Raw genomic sequence first — 25,292 nt, 5'->3', positions numbered from 1 at the left:
ATGAAACACCCAATTTTCAGTGGGAAATCACCAGTCCCCGGCGGCGCCCATCCACAAGCTCACCGCCGCCGCCGCCGCGGTCTCCGCGCGCAGGATACGCGGGCCAAGCGAAATGCCCACCGCCTGTGGCACCGCGCGGATCGCCTCGCGCTCCTCGGCATCGAATCCACCCTCGGGCCCGACCAGGATCGCCGCTGGACCGCGATGGGTCCGCATCGCCTCCAACGCGGGCGCGCCGCCGGTCTCGTCGGCGAAGAACAGCGCGCGGTCCGTCGGCCAGTCCTTGAGCATTGCCGCGAGCTTAACCGGCTCGACCAGTTCGGGCAGCGCGGTACGGCCGCATTGCTCCGCCGCCTCGATCATGTGGCTGCGCAGCCGATCCAGGTTAAGCTTGTCGACCACCGCGCGCCGCGTCAGCACCGGCGCCAACCGCGCGACGCCCAGCTCGCACGATTTTTCCGCGACCCAGTCGATCCGCCCTTTCTTGATCGGCGCGGCGCACAGCCACAGATCGGGCACCGCCTCACGCTCGCGCAATCTCTCACGCAGCTCCAGCGTCACGTCACGCTTGCGGACCTCGGTGGCAACCGCGAGCCATTCGCCGGTGGCGTCGTCGAACAATTTAACCGGATCGCCGGCCTTCAGCCGCATCACGCTCGCCAGATAATGCCCTTGCGGCCCGTCGATCCGCCGCAGCTCACCTGCGGTCAGCGCGGGTTCGACGAACAGGCGCGGGGTCGATTGCGGCGGCCAGGCGGGAGTGGCGATCATGGATTCCCCCTACCCCGCCCCATCGGCTTCGTCACCCCGAGCCGAAACCGCGCTCGATCTTTTCGCTGTCCTACAAGGTCCCGCTTGTGGCAGCAGAAAGCATGGCCTGCACGACGTCACTCCCTCTTCCGGCACCGCGAATGAAACCCGTCAAAAGTGTCAACTTTGTCAACTTCGACAAGCTGAATGCACATGACTGACGCTGCCCAGACTGTCCCCGATACCGAGCATCGCGGGTTGATGCGCCTGCTCCCCGCCGTCGCTCGTCCCTACGCCCTGCTGGCGCGTTTCGACCGACCGATCGGCTGGTGGCTTCTGTTCTGGCCTGGCGCCTGGGCCATCGCGCTGGCGGGCGGCGCGGTCGAGCGCTGGGACATGATCCTCTGGTTCCTGCTCGGCAGCATCGCGATGCGCGGCGCCGGCTGCGTCTACAACGACATCGTCGACCGCGACCTCGACCGCCAGGTCGCGCGTACCCGTAGCCGCCCGCTCGCCAGCGGCGCGGTCAGCCTCAAGGCGGCCTGGATCTGGCTGGTCTCGCTCTGCCTCGTCGGCCTGATCGTCCTCGTCCAGCTCAATCCCTTCGCCGCGGTCATCGCCCTCGCCAGCTTGGCGCTGGTCGCCGCCTACCCCTTCATGAAGCGGATCACCTGGTGGCCCCAGGCGTGGCTCGGCCTCGTCTTCTCCTGGGCGGCGCTGGTCGGCTGGGCCGCGGTGGCACGTGAGCTGCCCGCCCCCGCCCTGCTCCTCTACACCGGCTGCGTCTTCTGGGTGATCGGCTACGACACGATCTACGCGCTTCAGGATGTCGAGGACGATGCGTTGGTCGGCGTCCGTTCCTCCGCGCGGCGGCTGGGCGAGAATGTCCGGCTGGGCGTCGCCGCCTTCTATGCCATCGCCGTCACGCTCTGGGGCGCGGCGCTGTGGCAAGTCCGCCCCGACAAGCTCGCGCTCGTCGCCCTGGCACCCGCCGCGATCCACCTGCTATGGCAAGTCGGCACGCTGGTCCCCGCCGACGGCGCCAACGCCCTGCATCGCTTCCGCTCGAACCGCTTCACCGGCCTGCTCGTCTTCGCCGCCTGTTTCGTCGTCGGCACGACCGCGGTTTGAAGGGACGCCTTTTGACCTTCATGCCGCCAATACCTAGATCGCCGCGATGCTGATCACCGAACACGCCGCCGCCAGAGTCCAGGACGCCATTGCCCGCGCACGCAAGGCGGGCGCCGATGCCGCCGACGCCATGCTCTCCGGCGGCGAATCGCTCTCCGTCTCCGTCCGTCTCGGCGCACTCGAGGATGTCGGTCGCGCCGAGCACGAGGAACTCGGCTTGCGCGTCTTTGTCGGCAGCCGTTCGGCAAGTATCTCTTCGACCGACCTGTCATCCGCCGCGCTCGACACGCTCGCCGAACGCGCCGTCGCGATGGCGCGTGAGGCGCCAGAAGACGAGTGGGCCGGTCTCGCCCCTGCCGAACGCCTGCTCCATGGTACGATCCCCGATCTCGACCTCGACGACGGCGAGCTTGGCGATCCCGCCGCGCTCAAGGCGCTAGCGCTCGCCGCCGAGGACGCCGCGCGCGCCATCCCCGGCGTCACCAACAGCGAAGGCGGCGGCGCCTCGGCCAGCCGCAGCATCTGGGCGCTCGCTACCAGCCACGGCTTTGCGGGCGCCTATGCGGTGACCAGCCATGGCCTGTCCGCCAGTGTGCTCGCCGGCGAAGCGGGCGCGATGGAGCGTGATTATGCCCATCACAGCGCCCGCCATGCCCGGCATCTTGAATCCCCCGCCGACATCGGCCGCCGCGCGGGCGAGCGCGCCGTCGCCCGTCTCAACCCCGGTCGGGTCAAGAGCGGCACGATGTCGGTGGTGCTCGACCCGCGTGTCGGCTCCAGCCTGCTCGGACACCTTAGCGGCGCCATCTCCGGCAGCGCGATCACCCGCAAGACCAGCTTCCTGCTCGATGCAATGGGTACGCGGATCTTCGCGCCCGGCATCCGCATCCAGGACGATCCGCACCGCCCGCGCGGCATGCGCTCACGTCCGTTCGATGGCGAAGGCTTGCCGGTCTCTCCCGTCGCACTGGTCGATGACGGCAAGCTCGAGACCTGGCTGCTCGACAGCGCCGCCGCGCGTCAGCTCGGGCTGGAGCCCACCGGTCATGCCAGCCGTGGCATCGGCGGCGCACCGGCCGCCGGGCCGAGCAACTTGTTCATGGAAGCGGGCAAAATCCCGGTCGAAACGCTCATAGCCGATATCGGTTATGGTATCTATGTCACTGAACTGATTGGCCAGGGTGTCAACATCATCACCGGTGACTATAGCCGTGGCGCCGCGGGCTTCCTGATCGAAAATGGCGAGATCACCCGCCCCGTCTCCGAATTCACCGTCGCCGGCACGCTCCAGTCGATGTTCGCCGAACTGATCCCGGCCAATGATCTGGAGTTTCGCTACGGCATCAACGTGCCGACCCTGCGCATCGATGGGATGACGGTGGCCAGTGGCTGATACGCTCGCCCGCGCCGTCAGCGGCATCGCTGCCGAGGCGGGCCAGCTCGCGCAGGCCCGTTACGGACAGGATGTGCGCAAGTGGGAGAAATCGCCAGATAACTTCGTCTGCGAAGTCGATCTGGCGGTGGACGAGCTGCTCCGCGCGCGCCTCTCCGCGCTGCTCCCCGACGCCGGCTGGCTGTCGGAAGAGACCGCTGACGATCTCGCCCGCCTCTCGGCCAAGCGGGTTTGGGTGGTCGACCCGATCGACGGCACCCGCGATTTCCTGCGCCACCGCCCCGGCTGGGCAGTTTCCGTTGCGCTGGTCGAGAATGGCCAGCCGGTGATCGGCGTGCTCGACGCGCCCGTTCGGGGTGAGCATTGGCTGGCGGTGAAGGATCAGGGCGCGACCCTCAACGGCAAGTTGATCGCGGCATCCGACCGTACCGAACTCGCCGGTGCCCGCGTCCCCGCCGACGATCTGCCCAAAGTCGATCACCTGCTGACGATGGTGCACAAGCCCAATTCGATCGCGCTGCGCATCGCGATGGTCGCGGCGGGCGATGCAGATCTGCTCGCCACCTTCCGCTGGGGCAATGAGTGGGACATTGCCGCGGCCACGGTGATCGCGCGGGAGGCCGGCGCAAAGATCACCGATTCACTCGGCAGGAAGCTGCGCTTCAACACGCCGGCGGGTGAGGCCTTTGGCGTGCTCGCCACCGCCCCGGGCATCCATCAGGCCACCACCGAGCATCTGCGCGAACGCGCCGTCGCCGCGCTGGGCCGCCCGCGCGTTTGAAGGCAAGCGCCGGGAAGCGCCCGGCAGCCGCGCCCTGCATCTCCCGCTCCGAACCAGGGAGACAGGAACATGGCAACACTCGACGGCAAGGTTGCGATCATCACCGGCGCCAGCTCGGGAATCGGCGAGGCCGCCGCGCATCGCTTCGCGGCGGAAGGCGCGAGGCTGGTTCTCGCCGCCCGGCGCCCGGATGAACTCGCGCGCGTCGCCGGCGAGTTGGGCACCAAGACCGCGATCCTAGCGGGCGACGTCCGTGACGAAGCCTATGCCGAAGCGCTGGTGGCACTGGCGGTTGAGCGTTTCGGCGGGCTCGACATCGCGTTCAACAATGCCGGCGCGGTCGGTGCGAGCGGCCCGCTGACCGGCCTTGGCGCGGAAGACTGGGACTGGACGATCGCCACCAACCTCACCGCCGCTTTCCATGGCGCCAAGCACCAGGCCGCCGCGATGGCGGCGCGTGGCGGGGGATCGATCCTGTTCAGCTCAAGCTTCGTGGGCGCGGCCAACGGTATTCCGGGCATGGGGGCCTATGCCGCCGCCAAGGCCGGACTGCTCGGTCTGGTCCGCACGCTGGCCGTGGAGCTTGGGCCGCAGCGCATCCGCGCCAATGCCCTCATTATCGGCGGCACCGACACCCCGGCAAGCGCCGCGCGCCAGCCGGATGCCGATCCCGGCATTCAGGCCTGGATGGAGCAGCTCCATGCGCTCAAGCGCCTCGCGGAGCCGGAGGAGATCGCGGAGATGGCGCTGTTCCTGGCATCCGACGCCGCGAGCTTCGTCACCGGCGGAGCGATTGCCGTCGACGGCGGCGCCTCGATCACCAAGACATGAGGGAGTAAGCGCCTATTGCGGCCCGCCATCGAGATCGCCGACGCACTGCGTTTCCGGCTCACTCGTCGCCATCCGATTCAGTTCGCGCGTCCGGGCGGTAATACCAGGAAACAGCCGGTCGGGCGCGACACTGTAGGATTGGATGAGCCGCACGGCCCATTCATAGTGTCGCGCACCAGCGGCGCAGCTGTCGCTGCCGCCGTCGCCTTCGCTCCACACCATGCGCCAGGGCGCATCGTCCTCACGGGTCAGGATCACCTGGAACCCGCCGATATCGCCCTGCCCTTCGACATAGGAAATCGCGCGGCCGTGCTGACGAAGGACATGAAAGCGCTTGAAGGTATAGCGCGATCGCGGGTCCCCGCCCTCCTTCAGCGTCTTGATGATCGCTGAGCGCTCAACGCTACCGACCGGCGGCGTATAGACGCCGCCTCGTGGCTCAACGAGCGCCGCCGCCGCGATCAGCACCGGCGCTGCGATGAGCATGACGGGCATCAGGCCCCGGCAACCTCGTCGTCGCCCCGATACTTGACCTGAAGGTACCGGCCACGCGTCGCCAGCGCATCCAGGTCGCCCTGTGCCAATTGCCTAGACATATCGGAAATCTCCTGGTCGATCAGGCTCAGGCCATCGACCAGCTGCTTGTCGGGCGACTGACCGAACCGGTCTTGCCCGCGCAGATTCTGCGGCACGCGCTGATAGCCCTTGACCAGCTCGGGCAGCTGCTCGCCGATCAGCTTGCGCACTTCGGCTGCCGCGGGTTCGCCCTCGTTGAGCGTCTTGAGCTGCCCCGCGATCACGTCGAGCTTCATCCCGATCGAATCGAGCAGCGGCATCGCTGCGCCCGGCAGCGTGCTCCGCTGGCGATCGAGCCATTCTTCGGTACGCAGCGGCAACGTCGCGAGCGCCGCTTCACCAAACTTCTCAGGCGCGACCTCCTTGCTCGTCGGCGAAAGGCCAAAGAACAACGTCGTGGCGATCAGCAACGCCATCACGGCCAGAGCGCCACCCATGCCGAGCGGCAGGAACCAGCCCAGGATCATCGCGCCGATCAGGATCACGCCCGCGGCACCGGCAATCCGGCCGACCCGCGTCAGGATTTCCGTCTTGCGCCGCTTATTGGCGCGTGCGTTCAGCGTGGTGTAGCGCTCACGCGAGCGGTTGAGCACCGCATCGGCCCGGGCAATTTCACGATCGATCTCACTGTGCATGGCGGTACTTACAGCGCCTCCAGCTTGAACTGCTCGGCCCCGCCCGAAATCTGGTTCTGCGCGGCGCCCTCGGCGCGGGCGATATAGCCCTTGGACTTCTCCATCTCGTTCGACAGCACGTTGACCGTGGTCTTCATATTGTCGAGCGCCTTGAGCTTGAACGTGTCGATCGCGTCCATCGTGTCGTAGATATTCTGGAACGCGCGCTGCAGCGTCTCGATCGGGATCGTGCTCGCCGCCGCCTGCTCGTGCACCATCGCGGTATTCTGCTTGAGCAGGTTGCCGGTCGAATCGATGATGTTCGCGGTGGTGGTGTTGAGTGCGGTGATCTGGTCGAGCACCAGCCGCTGCGCGGTCAGTGCCTGTGCCACCGTGACCGCCGTGCGCAGCGCGCCGACGGTGGTGGTCGATGCGCGGTCGACGCCCTTCACCAGCTCGACATTGTTCTTCTTGACCAGGTCGAGCGCCAGATAGCCCTGCACCGTCACCGCCATCTGCGTCAGCAGGTCCTGGGTGCGCTGGCGGGTATAGAAGAGCGCGGTCTCGCGGACCGCCTTGGCCTTTGCCGGATCGGTGTGATCCAGTTCCAGGGCCTTGTCCTCGAGCCGCTGGTCCATCTCCTTCGAGATGTAGATCATCTGCTCCAGCCGACCCATCGCCGCCCACAGGTTCTGCCGCTCCACGTCGATCGCGGCATTGTCCATCAGCAGTTCGTCCTTGCCCGACTGTAGGCTCTTCAGGATCGCGGCGATGTGCGTCTGGCTCGACTTGTAGCTGTCGAAATAGTTGCGCAGCTTGTTGCCCATCGGGATGATCCCGAACAGCTTCTTGCGCTGGGTCAGGTCGCCCTTCTTGCCGGGATCGAGATCCTCGACCACCCGACGCAGCTCGGCCAGATCCTTGCCGACGCCGACATCCTTGTCCATCGCGCGCACCGGCCGGTCGAGAAAACGGTTCGACTGGCCTGCGGCATCGCGGATCTCCTTCGATCCCATCGCGGTGATCGCGTCGACGCGCTTGCCGAACTCCGGAGAGTTCACGTCCTGCGCAACCAGATCGTCGATGAAGGTCTCGACCCGGCTGACCAGTTCGCCCTTCTTGCCGTCGTCGACGGGAACCAGGCCGGCCATCTTCTCGGGGGCGCGTTCCTTCAGCGGCTCGGGCGCAGTCAGCACCAGATCGTCAGTCTTCTCGGCAGTCGCAGTCTCGGTCGCCATGTGCCCATCTCTCCAGCGGTTCCGTGTAAGATGAACGGGAACCGCGCACGCTTCAAGTGTATCGGCAATATAATACACTTGCATTCGGGTGCAACAGACCGATCTTATCAGGGTTCCGAACGACGCGGCCTGTTAACATATGGCCGCTAGGATGGGTGGCATGGAACGCAGGCTGAAGATGATGATTGCCGGTTCGATCGCGGTCTGGGTGCCGGTCTCCACGGCTGCGCAGGCGGCTCCTGCGGCTGTCGATCTCGGCAAGACCTATCGCCTCAGGGCCGAACCGGCCGAGGAATCGCCGGCACTTCCCGCGCCGCACAAATTCCGCTAAGGGCGCGCGCAACCCGCGATTCAGCGGGATCCAGGATATTCGCATGAACCTTCGTAACGTGGCGATCATCGCCCACGTCGATCATGGCAAGACCACGCTCGTCGATCAGCTTTTCCGCCAGTCAGGCACCTTCCGCGACAACCAGCGCGTCGAAGAGCGCGCGATGGACTCGAATGACCTCGAGAAGGAGCGCGGGATCACCATTCTCGCCAAGCCGACCTCGGTCGAGTGGGAAGGCACGCGGATCAACATCGTCGACACCCCGGGCCACGCCGACTTCGGCGGCGAGGTGGAGCGCATCCTGTCGATGGTCGACGGGGTCGTCCTGCTGGTGGATTCGTCGGAAGGCGCGATGCCGCAGACCAAGTTCGTGACCGGCAAGGCGCTCGCGCTCGGCCTGCGTCCGATCGTCGTGGTCAACAAGGTCGATCGTCCCGACGAGCGCATCCAGGAAGTGCTGGACGAGGTGTTCGACCTGTTCGTGTCGCTCGACGCGACCGACGAGCAGCTCGACTTCCCGGTGCTCTATGCGTCGGGCCGCAACGGCTATGCCAATGAGGACCCGACGCTGCGCGAGGGCACGCTGACCCCGCTGTTCAAGAAGATCGTCGATCACGTGCCGCCGCCGGCGCTGGATGTCGATGCACCCTTCACCTTCCTGGTGACGCTGCTCGACCGCGACAACTTCCTTGGCCGCGTGCTCACCGGCCGCGTCACCAGTGGCAAGCTCAAGGTCAACCAGCCGATCCACGCGCTCGATATGGACGGCAAGGTCATCGAGACCGGCCGCGCATCGAAGATCATGTCGTTCCGCGGCCTTGACCGCGTGCCGGTGGACGAGGCGCAGGCAGGCGACATCATTTCGCTTGCGGGCCTGACAGTCGCGACCGTTTCGAACACCATCGCCGACACCTCGGTGAGCGACGCGATCCAGGCGCAGCCGATCGATCCGCCGACGCTGTCGATGCGCTTCGCCGTCAACGACAGCCCGATGGCGGGCCGCGAGGGCACCAAGGTGACGTCGCGCATGATCCGCGACCGCCTGTTCCGCGAAGCCGAATCGAACGTCGCGATCAAGGTCACCGAAGCCGACGACCGCGATTCGTTCGAAGTCGCCGGCCGCGGCGAGCTTCAGCTCGGCGTGCTGATCGAGACGATGCGCCGCGAGGGCTTCGAGCTCGGCATCAGCCGCCCGCGCGTGCTGTTCCGTGACGAGGACGGCCAGAAGATGGAACCGTATGAGACGGTCATCATCGACGTGGACGAGGAGCATTCGGGCACGGTCGTCGACAAGATGAACATCCGCAAGGCCGAGATGACCGACATGCGTCCCTCCGGCGGCGGCAAGACCCGTATCACCTTCAGCGCCCCCTCGCGCGGCATGATCGGTTACCATGGCGAGTTCCTGTCGGACACGCGCGGCACCGGCATCATGAACCGGCTGTTCGAGAAGTACGGCCCCCACAAGGGCAGCATCGAAGGCCGCAAGAACGGTGTGCTGATCTCCAACGGCGCGGGCGAGGCGAACGCCTATTCGCTCAACACGCTGGAAGAGCGCGGCATTCTGTTCGTCGGCCATGGCGAGGCACTGTACGAGGGCATGGTGATCGGCGAGAACGCCAAGCCGGACGACCTCGAGGTCAATCCGATGAAGGCGAAGCAGCTGTCCAACGTCCGCTCGTCGGGCAAGGACGATGCGATCCGCCTGACCCCGCCGAAGAAGATGACGCTGGAACAGGCCATCGCGTATATCGACGACGACGAGATGGTCGAGGTGACCCCCAAGACCATCCGCCTGCGCAAGCGCCACCTGGACCCGCACGAGCGCAAGCGCGCGAGCCGGGCGAAGGCCGCGTAAGCCGCCGGATCAGGTTTGAGATTGGAGGGCGCCGGGGGAAACTTCGGCGCCTTTTCCATGACCACTTTGCCCCCTCATTGCTGCCGTTCATTCAGCCGATGCCCGCAGTCCGCTATCGGCCCAGCAGAGGCCGTTACAACGCCCGCCACATTGAACGGCTGGAACCCCGCGCCGACGCTGCGCGGCTACGTCGTCATCACTCGTAGCTTGCGCTCAACGCCCGATCGCGCTTCATAGCCGCATCACGCTGGAGTCTCCCATGCGCCGTATCGCTTTCCTCCTCGCCTGCACCACCATCGCCCTGCCCGCCTTCGATGTGCCTGCCGCCGCCCAGCCGCAGACCAACGCCACGCTTGCCGATGGCCCGACGCGCACGTTCACCGGCGCTGATTTGTTCGGGCTGTCGATCGCCGCCGACCCGCAGATCAGTCCTGACGGCCGTACGATCGTCTATGTGCGCCGCAGCGGCGACATCATGACCGACCGGATGCAGTCCTCGCTGTGGTTGATCGACGTGGCGAGTGGTAGGCAATCGCCGTTCGCCACCAGCGGTTCCAGCCCGCGCTGGTCGCCCGATGGCACGCGCATCGCCTATGTCGCGGGCGATGGCGAGCGCTCGCAGCTGTTCGTCCGCTGGCTTGACAGCGGCGCCAGCGCACGGGTGACGAACCTGCCCGGCGATCCCAACAGCCTCGCCTGGTCGCCCGACGGCAGCCGCCTCGCCTATATCGCGACTGTTGCTGGTGAGCCGAGCAAGCTCGGCAAGGCGCCCGCCAAGCCCGAAGGCGCGAAATGGGCCGAGCCGCTGGAAGTGATCGAGCGCGTCACATATCGCAACGACGGCCCTGGCTATCGCAAGCCAGGCTACGACCATCTGTTCGTCGTCGCGGCGAGCGGTGGCGCAGCGCAACAACTAACCTTCGGCAAGTTTGATGATGGCGGCCCGCTCTCGTGGAGCGCGGACGGCCGCACGATCCTGTTCTCCGCGATCCGCGGCCCCGATGCCGAGCGGCAGGTGATGAACTCCGACGTGATCGCCGTCGACGTCGCGTCGGGCGCGATGCGCACGTTGACGAGCCGCGACGGCCCCGATGGGGCGCCGCGCTTCTCCAACGACGGGGATCGCATCGCGTGGATTGGCTTCGACGACAAGCGCCGCGCTTATACCAATGCCGAGCTGTATGTCGGCGATGCGAGTGCCGGCAATCCACGGTCGCTCACCGCCTCCCTCGACCGGTCGATCGAGGACGCGCAATGGGCGGCGGACGGCCGCGCGCTCTATGCGACCTACGATGACAAGGGGCGGCGCAAGCTGGCCCGCATCGGCATGGACGGGCGCTCCATCGTGGTGGCTGACAATCTCGCCGGCGGCGGGCTCGATCGGCCGTACACTGGCGGCGACTTCTCGGTCTCACGCACCGGCACGATCGCTTACACCGGGGGCGACGCCTCCGCGCCCGCGGACGTGTGGGTGACGAGCGGCGGCAAGCCGCGCCGCTTGACCGAGCTCAATCAGGTGCTCACGGCGTCCAAGGCGCTCGCGCCGGTCCGCAAGGTCGCCGTTACCGCACCCGACGGCCGACCGATCGACGCGTGGCTCGCCATGCCACCAGGCTGGCAGCCGGGCACGCGCATACCGCTGATCCTCGAAATCCATGGCGGCCCGCACTCGGCCTATGGCCCGACCTTCGCTACCGACGTGCAGCTATATGCCGCTGGCGGTTATGCCGTGCTGTGGACCAACCCGCGCGGCTCGACCTCCTATGGTGCCGAATTCGCCAACTTGATCGACAAGAACTATCCCAGCCAGGATTATGACGACCTGATGGCCGCAGTCGACGCGACGATTGCCGAGGGCGTCGCCGATCCGAGCAACCTGTTCGTCACTGGCGGGTCGGGCGGCGGCGTGCTGACATCATGGATTGTCGGCAAGACGAACCGTTTCAAGGCCGCGGCTACGCAGAAGCCGGTGATCAATTGGATCAGCGAGGCGCTGACCATGGACAACACGTTGTTCACGTCGCGCTATTGGTTCACGAAGCTGCCATGGGAAGACCCCATGAGCTATTGGAACCGATCGCCACTGAGCCTCGTCGGTAACGTCAAGACCCCCACTTTGGTGGTGGTCGGCAGCGAGGACTATCGGACACCGGTGAGCGAGAGCGAGCAATATTATGCCGCACTCCAGATCGCCGGCGTGCCAACTGCATTGGTCAAGGTGCCCGGTGCGAGTCACGGCGGCTTCACCAGTCGTCCGTCACAATCGGCGGCCAAGGCGAGCGCAATCCTTGCCTGGTTCGATCGCTATCGAGGTGCCTCCGCACCGGCGAACTAGGCGGCGAGGGCTTGTTGGAGCTGGTATCTGGCGGTGACGAGATGGGTCTCACTGCAAGTGCCCGCCCCGCAAACCACTTCATCCGGCGTCCCTATTCGGTCCACACATGCCCGAATGGAACCGGTTGTCCGTGATGGTATGTCGGTGCGGATTGCTCAAGGACGGTCGGCGTTGCAACAAGAGTAGCCACATTCTGAGGGAGTCGATGCCTTGTCCTTTCGTCTGATCGCCGCATTGTTCGCCCTGAGCGTGGCGGCCACTGCCCATGGCCAGGATGCCAAGACGCCTGCGGCCACCGAGAAGAAGGACGAGAGCAAGTTGCCGCCGCTGCCGGCTGACAAGTCGATCGCGCAATCGGCACGGATCGGCGGGCGCGTCATTGCCTACAATGCGACCGTCGGAAACATTCCCGTGCGCGACGCCAAGGGCAAGGTGATCGGCGAGGTGGTCTACACCGCCTATACCGTGCCTGGCGCTGGCCCCGGTCGCCCGGTCACCTTCGCTTTCAACGGCGGACCGGGCGCCTCGTCAGTCTATCTCAACTTTGGCGCGGTGGGGCCGAAGCGAGTCCAGTTCGGGGCGCAGGGCGACGCGCCCTCCGACGCGCCGATTGCCGCCGACAATGCCAATAGCTGGCTCGATTTCACCGATCTCGTCTTCATCGATCCGATCGGGACCGGCTACAGCCGAAGCCTGGTCGACGAAGCGGAGACCAAGAAGGCCTTTTACGGCAACGACCCCGACATCCGTTATTTGTCGAAGGTCGTGTTCGACTGGCTGGTGAAGGAAGGCCGGTTGCGCTCGCCCAAATATGTGATGGGCGAAAGCTATGGCGGCTATCGCGCGCCACGCATCGCCTATGAGCTCCAGTCGCAGATCGGGGTGGGCGTGAACGGGCTCATCATGGTTTCGCCCTATCTCGATCCCGCCTCGGGTGACGACGCCACTGCGCTCTCGCCGTTGCCCTGGATGATCGATCTCCCCTCGATGGCGGCCGCCAATCTGGAGCGGCAGCATCGCCTGACAGCTGCGGCAATGGCGGAGGTCGAGGCCTATACGCGCGGCGATTTCGCACGCGACCTGTTGCGCGGCCGCTCGGATCCCGAGGCGACCGGACGCATTGTCCAGCGGGTGACCGAGCTGACCGGGCTGGATCCGGCGCTGGTCCGGCGTCTGGGCGGGCGCGTGGATACCCGCACATTCCTCCGAGAGATTCGCCGCGACGAGGGCAAGGTCGGCAGCGTCTATGACTCGAACGTCACCGCCTTCGACCCCTTCCCCTGGTCGCCGCAGCAGCGATCGAATGATCCGCTGCTCGACGCGCTGATCGCGCCCACTACCAGCGCTGCGGTTGATTTCATGACGCGCGAGCTGGGGTGGAAGACCGATGCGCGCTACTATGCGCTCTCCTATGCGGTGAATTCGGCCTGGGATCGCGGCAAGCCCGCCGATACGCCAGTGACCGACCTGCGCAAGGCGATCGCCGCCGATCCCAAGATGCACGTGCTGATCGTGCATGGCTGGGACGACCTGTCCTGCCCCTATTTCGCTTCGCGCCTCATCATCGACCAGATGCCCGCCTTTGGCCAACAGGAGCGGGTAGCGCTGCGCGTCTATGCCGGCGGGCACATGTTCTACAGCCGTCCCGATAGCGGCGCCGAGTTCAAACGAGACGCGCAGGCGATGTATCGCTGAAGCGACGCGCGGCCTGAACGGTCAGTGCCGCGCCCTTATCGCCGCCGGGATCGGCATGCGTCGGCCAGCCAGGTTGACCAGCGCGGGAAGCTGCGTCTCGCCGCCGGGCGAACCGAAGGCCATGCGCGGATTGCCCGTGTCGAGAATGATCGCCGGTCCGGAGATCTTGCCGGGCCCCGCGGCATGCGGACAAGCCCGAAACCCGCCGTTCGTTCAAGTGATGGTCCGCCGTCCGCCGTTGGGTGGGTAGCGGACTTTAGACTTTGCCCGAAGTAGCCGGCCTGGGTTCGGCGGATGCACCGCGAGAGCGGTGGAAAGTCCCAAAAGTCACGCTCTTACGCGTGCGCGAGAGGCGGACGAAGCTAGCGGCGTGACGCGGAGCGCGGGTGATGGTGTCAACTTCGGTTGACGAAGTTGACACATCTGGCCGGTCTTTCGCGCGGGTGTCAGGCGGCGCGGTTCGACGGAGTCAAAGAGCGGCCGGACGATGCTCCGACGGCTCGAGTGGAGCAGGCGAAATCCTACATTGCAAGGGGCGGGCGGTTTTGCGAATCTACTAAACTGTCACCGCGCCTCCAACAGTTTCAAGCGCTCGGTTCCCTAGCCGTCAACGCTCGCTTTATAGTTCTCGCGAGTAGGAACGCCCCGGCGCCAATAACGATAAGTGTCGCTATAAGGACCAGCCATCTGAAGGGCGCGCTGAAGTCAGAAAAGCCGATGGACATGGCGACAACAAACAACAACCAGCTGCCGGGTATCCAGCACACCGCAAGAGAGACCACTGCTCCTAACAGCCAACCCATGGGCGCGCCTATGGAAGGACGCCTCACTCCGCCATATCCGCCGCCTGCATCTGTTTCGAAACTCGTTCTTCGAACATATCAGCCTAGTCTTTAGCTTCGCCGATCAGAGTGACATACTTTAGCAAAGGATACTAGTTTTCATAGCCTTAGTGAGCAATTGCGCGGGAGCAGGGCGGCCTAGCAGGGCCTCTTCAACACTATGAGCCGCCAAGAAGGAAGGGGCGCGCTCGGGTGGTGCCTGCCGTGGCGATCCTGCGGTGCGCTTTCGGTACGGCAGCGAATGCCCGCTTCATTTACCTCACCCCGCTCTGGTAGAGAATTCGGCCTAACGTATCTCTTCTCTGGTCCGCGATTTTGCCATTTTGCCCATATACAAAATGACCGGAACCCTGCGTCATCTGATATGCCAGCCTGCCGGTTGATGAGATTATAGACTGGTCGCTCATCCCTGCGTAGATGGGGTCACCGTATTCCGACAGATTTATCACAGTAACCCGACCTATGTTCGGATGAGACACTAATCCATTAAGTAGATCTTTGTTGATAGGCGCCCCAACAAGGACAACATTATCCACCTTTGCGCCAGAATAAGCCATGGTTAACGACTTTTGCGCAGCAACAATTGCTCCGTATGAATATCCTATAAGATTTATCTGACCATCATAAGAGTTTAACGCGCTCAAATCTCCAATATTGTAGTACGATTTGTCGAATAGATTGTTAAACTCTATAACATTTATGGCATCAACTATCATTCCGCCAGGCGATCCAAGCGCATTCCCATAGCTGAAATCACCCCTGGTAATTTCGATGCCTCCAATCCCGGCGGATTCAAATGCAGACTTCCATTTCGGAAGATAATCAAGGTTCGGATCGTTACCCGCTCCTCCAAAGAGGAATGTGCGCCCAGACCGCATTCTAAACGGATTGCCAAACCTCCTGTCATCACCATTAGCAAGGGGACCAAGATCTTCTTCCACCCTGACGTTGCCGATCGGCTGGAGTGAGGCATCAACCCTCAGATAAACGGCATCCCGTAACGGAGCAGACGTAATCACAATTTCTTCATGTTGTACTTCGCTATCAATTAGGCCATCTGCATTCGCCCAACTGGCATCATAGGCACTTATCGGCGCCGTAACCGAAGTATTATTCTTCGATCTCAGTTTTGTAGCAACAATATCGCCAATCTCAGCGCCGAGAGGCTTCTCGCTAGACGAGTCTTCTCTCCGCGCGCGGGAAGTCTTTACTTCGTTCACCACCAGACTTCCCAGCGTCAGCACCATGTCCGGTAGCGTGGCGACGAGGTTGTCGCCGAAGCTGGTGCCCTCGATGAGACTGCGCGCCGCCGCGGTGGAGACCGAGTTAGCGGTGACGGCCGCGACCTGCACGAGCGGGCTTCCCGGTGACTTGAACATGCCGCCGACCGCGCCCGGCACGGCCTGGCTGAGACCGGCGGTCGCCACCGCCGCCCAGTCGAACTTCTTCTGAAGCCCGGTCAACCGTCCGACGCCTTGCGAGATCGCGCTGGTGATCGCGCCACCGGCGATCTTGCCGAGGAACTGGCTGCCCGCGATGTTGTCCACGGATACCGTCGGCATGAACGCGCTAAGCGCAGCGATGCCGACGGCATTCCAGTTGAACCCGCCCTGCTGGATGCCTGTCGCCATCCCGAACAGCTGGCTGCCGGCGCTCGCGGCGGCGGCGGTCACCGCGCCGCCCACAATGCCTCCAGCCACCGCAGCGGTGGTCGCACCGGCACCGACGCCCGCGAACAGGCCGCTAAACAGCTTGGCGACCGGAACCTTGATCACCGCGGTGATCGCGATCGCCACGGCCATCATGATGATCTGGCCGACGATGCCGCAGCCATTCTTCTTCGGCGGCTTGGGCGCGGCGGTGGGTGAGAGATCGCCCAATGCGCCGCCGGCATCATAGGGGCGGAAGCGCGAGGCGTTGTTGTAGGCGCTGGGAAGCTGGTCCGGGATGCGCAGCTGCGTGCCCGCGACCAATGTGGCGCCGCCCGAGATGCCGTTGGCCTCCGCGATCCGGTACCATTGGCTGGAATCGCCCCATAGCTGCGCGGCGATGCTGCCGAGCGTGTCGCCGCTCCGCACCATGTAACCGACACTGCCGGCACCCTGAACGCCATCGGAATAGGGATTGATCGGATCATAGCCCGGCGGGCCGTAGCTGCCGTCGGTCACCCCGCCGTTGGTGTTCCAGCGGAACGCCGCGCTCTGGCTGTTGGGCGTCCAGTTGCGAATATAGTCGAGATTCTGGGTGTAGGTCGCCTTGGTGGGATCGTTGTTGCCGTTGTTGGTGATCGAACCGACCTCAACCCCCGCCACGAAGATCCGCTGATCCTCCGGATTGGCGGCGGCGCCACTGCGCTCCTTGCGCAGCAGCGCCTGACCCTCGACATTCGAGGTGAAGCTGACCGTGCGCACCCGCCCGTCGGCGATGTGGACATAGGCGAGGCGTCCGAGGCCATCATAGGTGTAGCTGGAGGTCCAAGTCGGATTGGAGCCCGATCCGGTGTCGCTGTCATGCGTGCTGGTCAGCAGCCGTGCGTCGTCGGCCCAGGTATAGGCGTAATCGTCGCGCGTATTGGGCACCGCGCCGTCATTGTTGTTCTTGAGCAGGGTGGCAGTGGTCCAGCCGAGCAGGCCACCCGCGCCATAGCCATTGGTCGTGTGGGTGAGATAGGTATTGTGCGCCCCGGTCTCGATCTTGAGCTGGCTCACGCTTTCCGAGGTCACCTGTCCGGCGGCGTTATAGACGATGTTGTATCGGTCCTGCGTCACCGATCCGGCGGCGTTATACTCCTGATAGCGTGTCGTGCGGCCCAGCGCGTCCCGGTCGGTTCTTGCTCGTTGTACCGCCGGGCCGATCGTACCGTCGCCGCTGGCGGTTCCGTCGCCATTGTCGGAATAGCCCTCATCGGCGAAGTAGACGCCGATCAGTTCGCCTTTGGCGTTGTATCGATACTCCTCGCGGCGGTCGCCGGTATAGCCGACCGTTCGATATTCATAATCGCCGTTGATGCCCGGGGACATCGGTTCCGCCCATCCGGTCTCTTCCGGCGAACGTCCAGGATACCAGTACCAGCTTAGGGCATAACCGGTCAGCGACGTCTTTCGGGTTACCGTCGCGCGGCGTCCGGCGGCGTCATAGGTGATGTCGGTACCCATGTACCCGCTGACGACCTGGTTGTTGTAGAGGATACCGTCGGCCACCGTCATCCGGTTCATGGTGTCGTAACGATACCATTTATCCTCGTTGATATTGCCGTACTGGGGATAAGCGAGGTTGGGATAGGTGGTCTGGGTCCGGCGCACATTGCCGTTGGCGTCATAGCTGTTGGTGATGCTGGCGCGGACATTGTTGCTGGCGTCGCGATCGGTGACCTGGGTCATGCGGCCGTGCGCATCATAGGTGATCGTCGTGTTCTGAAGCGACTGCCAGGCGGAGGTTGTGCCCCAGGGCAAATAGTAGCTGTGAACCGTACCCGCCTGGCCTTCAAAGGTGCGGTTACCTGCCGCATCATATCCATAGGTCGAGACGATCGTGTCGAAACCGGAGCCCCCGGTTGTGGTGACGCTGCCGACCAGGCCGGTGTTGAACCAGCTGAACGTCATGGTTCCGCCACCGATGGCCTGGGTGGCGAGACGACCGCCCTTGTCGAAGGTGAAATCGGTGTCGTTGCCGCCGAAGTCGATCTTGTCGACCAGGCGATCGAACATGTCATGCCGTTCGGTCATGGTGCGGCCGGCGGCGTTCAGGGTCGTCTTCGTCCAACCGCCGAACGTGCCGAGACCGGTGGTGACGAGGCTATTGCTCCACTGGTAGCTGGTGGTGGTGGTATCGCCGCCGATCGTCACTGATGAGATGACGCGGCCCTGGATGTCATAGTCGGTCAGCGCCTTGTTGCCCGACCCCTGGAACGAGTTCCACTGCTGGATCCGCTGGCCGAGGCCGTCGTAGCGATACTCCTCGGTCAGCAGCCCGTCGCGACGGAGGATCGAGGTGACGCGGCCCATGCCGTCGTAGCTGTAGTGTTCGTCGGTGACGGCAGCATTGTCGATGCCGGTCAGATCATCCCGATAGTAGAGTTCGTTGCGCAGGATGCGGGCGTCACCGAACCGGTCGTAGAGCGTGCGGAAGCTCCGGTCGTCGGCGCGGATCTCCCTGGTCGTCAGCGCCTCGCCACCGCCATGGCCGGTGCCCGCGAGTAGGATGCGCCGGGTGAGGTTGCCGGTGTCGGCCAGCTTGGCGGCGGGGGCATTTTCGGTGATGCCGTCGATGCCATAGGTACCATAAGTGCCATTGGCGTCACGGGTGGCGATCAGGCGGCCCGAGATATCGTAATAATAGTCCTCCGAGGGCTTGATCCACTGCTCGCCGCCATGCGCGTGGACGATCTTCACCGTGGGCCCCTCCTTGCGGAGGAGCCGACCCATATTGTTGTAGGTGAAGCTGGTTGCCTTGCCGAAGTTATCGGTTTCCTTGGTGACTTCTCCGAACGCGTTGTAATCGCGCGAGGCTGTGATGTCGGCGGTCGTGGTGGCGTTGAGCTGCCGGTCTGGCGCGCGGGTCTGGGTGGCCATGCCGCGCTTGTCATAGACGGTGACGGTGGTGACGGCGTTCGCCGTGTTGGTATCGCCGGTGCTTGTGATCGAGGCGGTGTAGTTGGCCTCGGTCAGGGCGGACAGATCGGCCCCCGCCGACGTCAGCGTCAGCGTCTGGCGGCCAGCCTTGTCGTAGAGCTGGAACTTGCGAACGCCGTCCCCTGCATTGGTCTGCCACATGCGGCCTGCGGCATCATATTTGTAGAATTCGCGATAGTCGGTTTCTTCGTTGAGCGTCGTCAGGCCCGCCGTGATCGTACGGCCAATGAGTTCGCCATGCGCATTGTAGCGCATTCGAGTCGCCTCATAGACTTGGCCGCCGGCGTCGGTATGGACCCAGTTTGCGCCATCCCAGCGCGCGAAGGTCTGCGCGATCACCCGGCCGGCAGCGTCATGGACGTAGAAGATCGCTTCGGTGACCGAATAGCCGGCCGAGAGCATCCGCGCATAGCTTTCGGCAACCAGGCGGCCGGCGGCGTCATAGTGATAGTTGCGCGTGCGCCCGTCGGCATCAGTGGTGAAACGCAGGCGTCCGTCTTCGTAGCTGTTGCCGGTGGTGCGGTTGTTCCAGGCGCCGCCGCCGATCTCGATCGTGGTCGTTAGCTGGTCGAGGCCGTTGTAGAAATAACGCAGTTCGGGCCTGACCTCGGCGCCGGTATGATCTTTGTACGCCGCGCGCTCCTCTCTAATCAGGCGACCTGCGGTGTCGTATTCATACTTGGTGGTGTCGCCCAGGATGCTGTTTGCCGGATCGCCATTGGCCTCGACCTTCTTCAGTACCTGGCCGAGCGCATTGTAGGTGTAGGTGATCGTCGCGTCGCGGTTATCCGTGTTCAGCACACCGGTCCCGGCGTCGAGCTTCCACGCCTCGACCCCATAGCGAGTCTCGGTAAGGCGGCGGCCAAGCTTGTCGTAGCTGAACAGCGTGACACGGTCGGAAGTGGTCTCGCCGATCACCGGCGGCGCGGTGATGGTCGGTGTACTGCCCTGGAGCGCGTAGCGGCGCTCGGTCAGGGCGTTGCCCTCGGCGTCATACTCCCATTTGGTCAGGAAGTTCTCACGATCGACCTCGTGCGTCTTGCGGCCGAGCTTGTCGTAATAGGAGAAGACGGTGGCGCCATTGGGATCGGTCGTCTTGATGACGTTCCCGGCGGCGTCGTAGTCGTAGAGCGTTTCGGCCAGGAGTGTTTCGGCGGTCTGGGTGACGAACTGTTGCGTGATCGCGTCCCAATAGCCGGCCCGCCTGACATTGATGTAGCTTGAGGTCACCCGATTCAAATTGTCGTAATTGTACCAGGTGTCGCGCGCGGCGCCGGTTGGCGCTTCGAAGGCACCGCCCGGCGTGGCGGGCAGGCCGATCCGGTCGTTGAAGGCGCGGGTCTGTTTGAGGTTGCCGGTCGCGTCGTAGATATATTGCACCACCGCGCCGGTCGCATCGATCTGTGCCACTTTCCGATCGAGATCGTCATAGTAGGACAGCGTGCGGTTGCCCGTCGCATCAGTAGTTTGGATCAGGTTGCCGCGCTTGTCATAGGTATAGATCTCGACCGGGATGACCTCGGTATTGGTCAGCCCTGTCTTAACCGCCCCCCCGGTCTTCGAGATCAGCCGGTCCGCCTTGTCATAGGCGAATGCCGTGTCGCGGCGCTCGGACAGAGCATAGCCTTCGACATAGCCTTCAATCTGATGGGTTAGATTGCCGCGCGCGTCGTAGTAGTTGATGTAGCGGTAGTAGGCCGCCGCAACCTGGCTTCCGACGCTGTCGTGAATTGGTGCGGGAACATATTCATGCGTCAACTGCCCGCGCCGGTTGTAGCTGTAGTACACTACGCCGCCGATCTTGTTCTCGGCACGCACCAGCTTGCCGAAGGCGTCATAGTTACGATATTCGGTTTTGATTTCAGCGTCGGTTGTGCTGATGACGCGGCTCAGCTTGTCGTAGCCAAAGGTCGTTGTGGCGTCGTTGACATGTGAGCCGGTGGTCGGGATCACATCCAGCGAGATCGGATCTTCGGTCGCGATCATCTTTCGCGTAACCGTCGCGACCTCGCTGAACGCAGTATAGCTAGTCAGGGTCAGATAGTTCTCGGCATCGCGTGAGGCGATCACGCGGCCATAGCTGTCGTAGTAATTATAGGTCGAATTGCCGCGCTGGTCGGTGGTGCGGACGACATTGCCGAACGAGTCATACTGATAGCTGACCGTGCCCGATGCGGCATTGGTCTGGGTCAGGACCCGGCCGAGCTTGTCATGCGTGTAGGTCGTGACGCGATTGAGCGGGTCGGTGACCGAGACGAGATTGCCGAGGCCGTCATAGGCATATTGCGTGGTCGTCGCTTCGGGCGTGCCGTTGGCATCGACCCGCGTATGCACGCGTCCGGCTTCGTCATAATAAAAGACCGTATCAGCCTGGTCGGCGGTGCCGTATGCGGTCGATTGCCAGCCGAGCTGGCCATTGCCGCGGTACCAGTAATAGGTAACGCTCCCCGTCGCGTCATATTCGAACAGCACGCGGCCGAGCGCATCATAGGTGACGCTGGTTGAGCTGTGGGTGCCGCTGAGGGCGCCGAAAGCCTCGGCGATCGTCCAGCTGTCATTCGGCGTTACGGCGGTGTCGTAACGATAGGTCACGGACACCCGGCCTTCGGCGTCATAGTCGGTGCGCGTGACGTAGTTTTCCGGATCGACGGTCAGGCGCAGCTGGCCCATCGCGTCGTAGTAGAAACGCGTCGTGCGATCGGTCGCGGCAGGGTTGGCGGCCACCCAGGCGTTCATGTCCGCCTGGGTCGGGAGCGACGGGGTCGCGCGCAGCGTCGCGTACTCGACCTTCTTCGTCACCCGGCCGCTGCTATCGTAGCTGAAGCCGGTGACCGCGCCGCCGGCATCGATCGCATAGGCGACCCGTCCGGCGGTATCATAGACCGCCCAACTCGTCCGGTTGGCGGTGTTGCTGGCTGCCCCCGACGACGCGATCGCCGCCTTGACCGCCGCGAAGGTCAGACCCGAAGGGAAGCTGATCGCGGTCGCATAGGTCGTGATCTGGCGGATCAAACCGACCGAGCTCCCCGCGACCCCTGAATTATAGCCATATTCAGTGACCTGGCCGAGCCCGTCGATCTGGTACCGCAGCAAGCCCTGACCGTCATAGACATAGCTCATCTGACGGTTGGCGGGGTTGGGATTGGGGTTGGTGCTGTCGAGCAGCTGCTGGAAGGTGCCGCTTGCGCGCAGCGCCGGATCGGTCGCCTTGGCATAGGCGACTTCCTTCACCTTGCGGCCAGCCCGGTCATAGGCGATGCGGCTCACATAGCCCGCGCCGTCGAGCGCGCCGATGCTGCGGCCGTCCTTGTCGTAGAAGACCCGCGCGATCGCGTCCCTGGTGTCTGCTGTCGGCAGCACGACACCGGTCGGCGCGGCCAGCTTGAAGGCGGCGATCTGGGCGGCGGTCAGCTTGTTGAAATAGCCGGTCGTGCGGATCAGTTGACCCGAAGCGTCATAGTCGTAGCTGGTGGTCGAACCATCGCCGTCGATCGCCTGCAGCACCCGGCCTTCGGCATCATAGACGGTCCACACCCATTCATCAGCGTTAGGAGTGGGGCGGATGGATGCGATATCGACATAGGTGTTGGGATCAGCAACCAACGATAGCTGGGTGGTGGTAAGCTGCGAATAATAGCGGACGCGTGCGGTTACCCGGTTGCGTGCGTCGTAGCGATACTCGACGATCGAGCCATCCCCAGCGACATCGGCTACCTTGCGACCGGCATGATCATACAGGAAATAGGATTTGTTGCCGGTCGCGTCAGTGACGACTCGCAGTCGTCCGTTCTGATCATAGGCAGAATAGGCCGTGCCGCCGGTGGCATAGGCGCCGCCCTCGGTGATGCTGAGCAGCTCGCCCGCCTTGCTGTAGGTCGAGACCTGTACCAGCCCGCCCGCGAGCGTCACCGTGGTCTGGGTCGCGGCATCGTTGAAGTAGATGCTGGTGACGCCGCCGTTGATGTCGGTCGATGCCGTCAACCGCCCGAGGCCATCATAGGCGAAATGCTCGGTGTTCTGCGTCGACTTGTAGCGGCTCAGCAGCTGTCCGGCCTGATCGTAGGAGGAGTAGGCGTGCTGATAGCCGTCGGTATCGGTGATCGATCCGGCGCCATTGTTGCTGCCGCCCTGGATTTGAACCGCGACATTTCCGCGTAGATCATAGCCGATATGGCGGATGTTGAATTGCGAGGTGCCGCCCGCGGTCGCTTCGAGATTGCTGTACCAGCTGTCGAGCTGCGTCTGCGACAGCGCGGTCGACGGCGCCAGCGCGCTGACGTCGTAGAGATGGGCAGGGAACTCGTAGACCCAGGTGTTCAGGCCTTCGCTGCTGTAGAGATACCGGGTGACATGGCCTTCGGCGCTGACCGTGTAGATCAGCCGGTTGCCGGCATCATAGACATAGCGGTTGGTTTGGCTCGCATTGGCCGAATTGCGATCGGATGATATCCGCGTCTCGGTGACGACCTGATTTGCCGCATTGTAGGTGCGGGTGACGCTGTTGTAAGCGCCCTCGACTAGCGGGGTCAGTGAAACATCGGCCAGCCCGTTGCTGTGATAGAGCGCAGAATCGAAATAATAGGTGCCGTTGGCGCCGGAGACGGTGCGCAGTGATCCGGCAGCCTTGGCCGCCTCGAGCGTGGCGCCCTTGTAATAGTTGACTGTGCTTCCGGTGCGGACCAGCCAGATGCTGTCGCCGGCATTGTAGCTGGTCAACACACCATAACCGCCGGTCACATTGTCGTAATAATAGATGTTGCTGTTGTCGGCCGCCTCGATCGCGAAGTTGAGATTGTTGTAGCTGACCGAGGCATTGGGGTTCTGGGAGACCCCGATCATCATATATTTGTTGGTCTGCTGCGGGCGCAGGCGCAACGCGAAATCGCCCGAGATGCCCTGCGATGATTGAACCTGGGCATCATAGGTTCCGGAGCTGCCGCCGGTCTTGGTGATGCGATAGGTGCCGTCGGGCTGGAGCGTGGCGATCGCGTTGATGCCATTCTGAATCGCGACGCTGGTGTGGTCGCTTCGGGTGAGCAGATTGCCCGATGCGTCATAGGTATAGCTGGTGACCGTGCCACCGGCATCGACCGAGCGGATCAGGTCGCCATTGGCGTTATAGGCGAAGTGAACCGTCTGAGCGGGCGCTCCGGCGGTCGCGGGCGGGGCGGTGATCTGGGTCAGCTGGCCGTTGGCGTCATAATGAAGCGTGGTGGCCTGATTCATCGGATCGGTGATGGTGGTGGTATCCGAGCCGTAAACGATGCCGGTGGTGCGGGTGACGCCGCTGGACACGGTCTGCGCGATCGAGGTGACGCGGTTCGCCCCGTCATAGCCGAACGCGACATAGGAGCCGTCGGTCTGGGCGATCGTCGCGACCAGCTTCGAACTGCCGTGGTAGGTATAAGTCGTCCTGTAGAACGCCTCGTCGTTGATGCTATTGTCATTCGGCGTGAGATCGACCGTGACGGTCGAAAGCCGGTTATAGGAAGTGTCGTAGCTGTAGCGCGTACGGGTCAGTGTCTTTGCGACCCCGCCCTCGCTATAGCCGGTCACCAACTGGATGAGATTGTTCCCGTCCCAGTTGAATTCTGTATATTCTCCGTTCGCGGTCGTGACCCGGGTCAACTTATCGCCAGTGTAGCTGAAGGTCAGGCTGTTGCCACTGGTGTCGGTCTGCGAGACGATCCGCCACTCAGAACCATCGGACGAATAGACTTCGGTGGTCCGGCTGTCGCCATCGGTCCAGGTCCAGTTGGTCCCATCATGGGTCAGCGTGTCGTAGCTGCCCGAACCGTCAGTCGCGACATAGGCTGAGCCGTTCCAGTCGTAACGCCTGCGCCCGCCATCGCCATCGATTCGCTTGACGTGGCTGCCGGCGGTATTGACCGCACCGGTCAATCCGAACACGCGCCGGTCCATTCCTTGGCGCCAGTTGTCGCCATTGTCATCGAGGCCGCCGCCAAGGCTGTTATAGGTGCGGTTGATGCCGACGTCCGGACCGCGGCCCGACAGGAACTCGTCCTGGCGGCTGATCAGCAGATTGCCGTTGGCGGCATTGAGGAAGATGTTGTCGCCGCCGCGTCCCTGCGCCGCCGAGCCCAGCAGCCCGCCTCCGCCGATGACGTTCCCCGATCCCCGCTCGAAACCCGTCCCGGCCCCGGTGAAAATGGCAACCATCGGAAATCCCCCGTATCAACGGACGCACAACTGGCCCGATGGAACGAGATCGGAGAAATCCGGACAGAGTTTAGGAGAATATTTCACGACAGGCCGTGAGCGTCGC

The 25,292-nt window shown here is 63.8% G+C and carries 13 protein-coding genes; 8 read left to right on the top strand and 5 right to left on the bottom strand.

Annotated elements, in window-relative coordinates; genetic code table 11:
• Positions 1-27 precede the first annotated feature (27 nt).
• Complete coding sequence (locus AC07M1_RS13805) at positions 28-771, bottom strand: 16S rRNA (uracil(1498)-N(3))-methyltransferase (RefSeq protein WP_495163195.1); 744 nt, start codon at positions 769-771, stop codon at positions 28-30.
• 192 nt (positions 772-963) lie between these two features.
• Between AC07M1_RS13805 and ubiA the strand changes: the two genes are divergently transcribed.
• The 4 genes from ubiA to AC07M1_RS13785 all read left to right on the top strand — a co-directional run bounded on the left by ubiA (position 964) and on the right by AC07M1_RS13785 (position 4,886).
• Entirely contained in the window at positions 964-1,881 is a 918-nt protein-coding gene (gene ubiA / locus AC07M1_RS13800) for a 4-hydroxybenzoate octaprenyltransferase (protein WP_495163194.1), read from the top strand.
• 46 nt (positions 1,882-1,927) lie between these two features.
• Positions 1,928-3,274, top strand: a complete 1,347-nt coding sequence (locus AC07M1_RS13795; protein ID WP_495163193.1) for a TldD/PmbA family protein — start codon at positions 1,928-1,930, stop codon at positions 3,272-3,274.
• Positions 3,267-4,055: an inositol monophosphatase family protein gene (locus AC07M1_RS13790; RefSeq protein WP_495163192.1), complete on the top strand. Its 789-nt coding sequence runs from the start codon at positions 3,267-3,269 to the stop codon at positions 4,053-4,055. Before AC07M1_RS13795 ends, AC07M1_RS13790 begins: the two co-directional genes overlap by 8 nt.
• A gap of 69 nt (positions 4,056-4,124) precedes the next feature.
• A complete protein-coding gene (locus AC07M1_RS13785) occupies positions 4,125-4,886 on the top strand; it encodes an SDR family oxidoreductase (protein ID WP_495163191.1) in 762 nt (253 codons plus the stop codon).
• A gap of 12 nt (positions 4,887-4,898) precedes the next feature.
• On the opposite strand, the gene AC07M1_RS13780 is transcribed toward AC07M1_RS13785, so the two are convergent.
• Genes AC07M1_RS13780 through AC07M1_RS13770 form a run of 3 tightly spaced genes read right to left on the bottom strand, consistent with a single transcriptional unit; the run spans position 4,899 to position 7,314 of the window.
• Positions 4,899-5,381 carry a hypothetical protein gene (locus AC07M1_RS13780; protein WP_495163190.1) on the bottom strand — a complete coding sequence of 161 codons (483 nt, stop codon included), beginning with the start codon at positions 5,379-5,381 and terminating at the stop codon, positions 4,899-4,901.
• Positions 5,381-6,097, bottom strand: a complete 717-nt coding sequence (locus AC07M1_RS13775; RefSeq protein WP_495163189.1) for a hypothetical protein — start codon at positions 6,095-6,097, stop codon at positions 5,381-5,383. The genes AC07M1_RS13780 and AC07M1_RS13775 overlap by 1 nt, the downstream gene beginning before the upstream one ends.
• Positions 6,098-6,105: 8 nt before the next feature.
• Positions 6,106-7,314, bottom strand: coding sequence for a toxic anion resistance protein (locus tag AC07M1_RS13770; protein WP_495163188.1), 1,209 nt, complete (start codon positions 7,312-7,314; stop codon positions 6,106-6,108).
• A 160-nt stretch (positions 7,315-7,474) separates the two neighbouring features.
• Here AC07M1_RS13770 and AC07M1_RS13765 point away from each other — a divergent pair, with 160 nt between their 5' ends.
• The 4 genes from AC07M1_RS13765 (at position 7,475) to AC07M1_RS13750 (ending at position 13,533) form a co-directional block, all read left to right on the top strand.
• Positions 7,475-7,645 (top strand): hypothetical protein, encoded by a 171-nt coding sequence (locus tag AC07M1_RS13765; RefSeq protein WP_495163187.1) that lies wholly within the window; start codon positions 7,475-7,477, stop codon positions 7,643-7,645.
• A 43-nt stretch (positions 7,646-7,688) separates the two neighbouring features.
• A complete protein-coding gene (gene typA / locus AC07M1_RS13760; protein WP_495163186.1) occupies positions 7,689-9,503 on the top strand; it encodes a translational GTPase TypA in 1,815 nt (604 codons plus the stop codon).
• A gap of 259 nt (positions 9,504-9,762) precedes the next feature.
• Positions 9,763-11,838, top strand: a complete 2,076-nt coding sequence (locus AC07M1_RS13755) for a S9 family peptidase (RefSeq protein WP_495163185.1) — start codon at positions 9,763-9,765, stop codon at positions 11,836-11,838.
• A 210-nt stretch (positions 11,839-12,048) separates the two neighbouring features.
• Positions 12,049-13,533: a S10 family peptidase gene (locus AC07M1_RS13750; protein WP_495163184.1), complete on the top strand. Its 1,485-nt coding sequence runs from the start codon at positions 12,049-12,051 to the stop codon at positions 13,531-13,533.
• A 1,096-nt stretch (positions 13,534-14,629) separates the two neighbouring features.
• Here the strand turns inward: AC07M1_RS13750 and AC07M1_RS13745 are convergent.
• Positions 14,630-25,186, bottom strand: coding sequence for a LysM peptidoglycan-binding domain-containing protein (locus AC07M1_RS13745; RefSeq protein ID WP_495163183.1), 10,557 nt, complete (start codon positions 25,184-25,186; stop codon positions 14,630-14,632).
• Positions 25,187-25,292 lie beyond the last annotated feature (106 nt).

Source organism: Sphingomonas sp. GW821-FHT10C01, from assembly GCF_059415525.1.
Note: the sequence above shows the minus strand (reverse complement) of the source record. Positions and strands in the feature narration are given on the sequence as shown.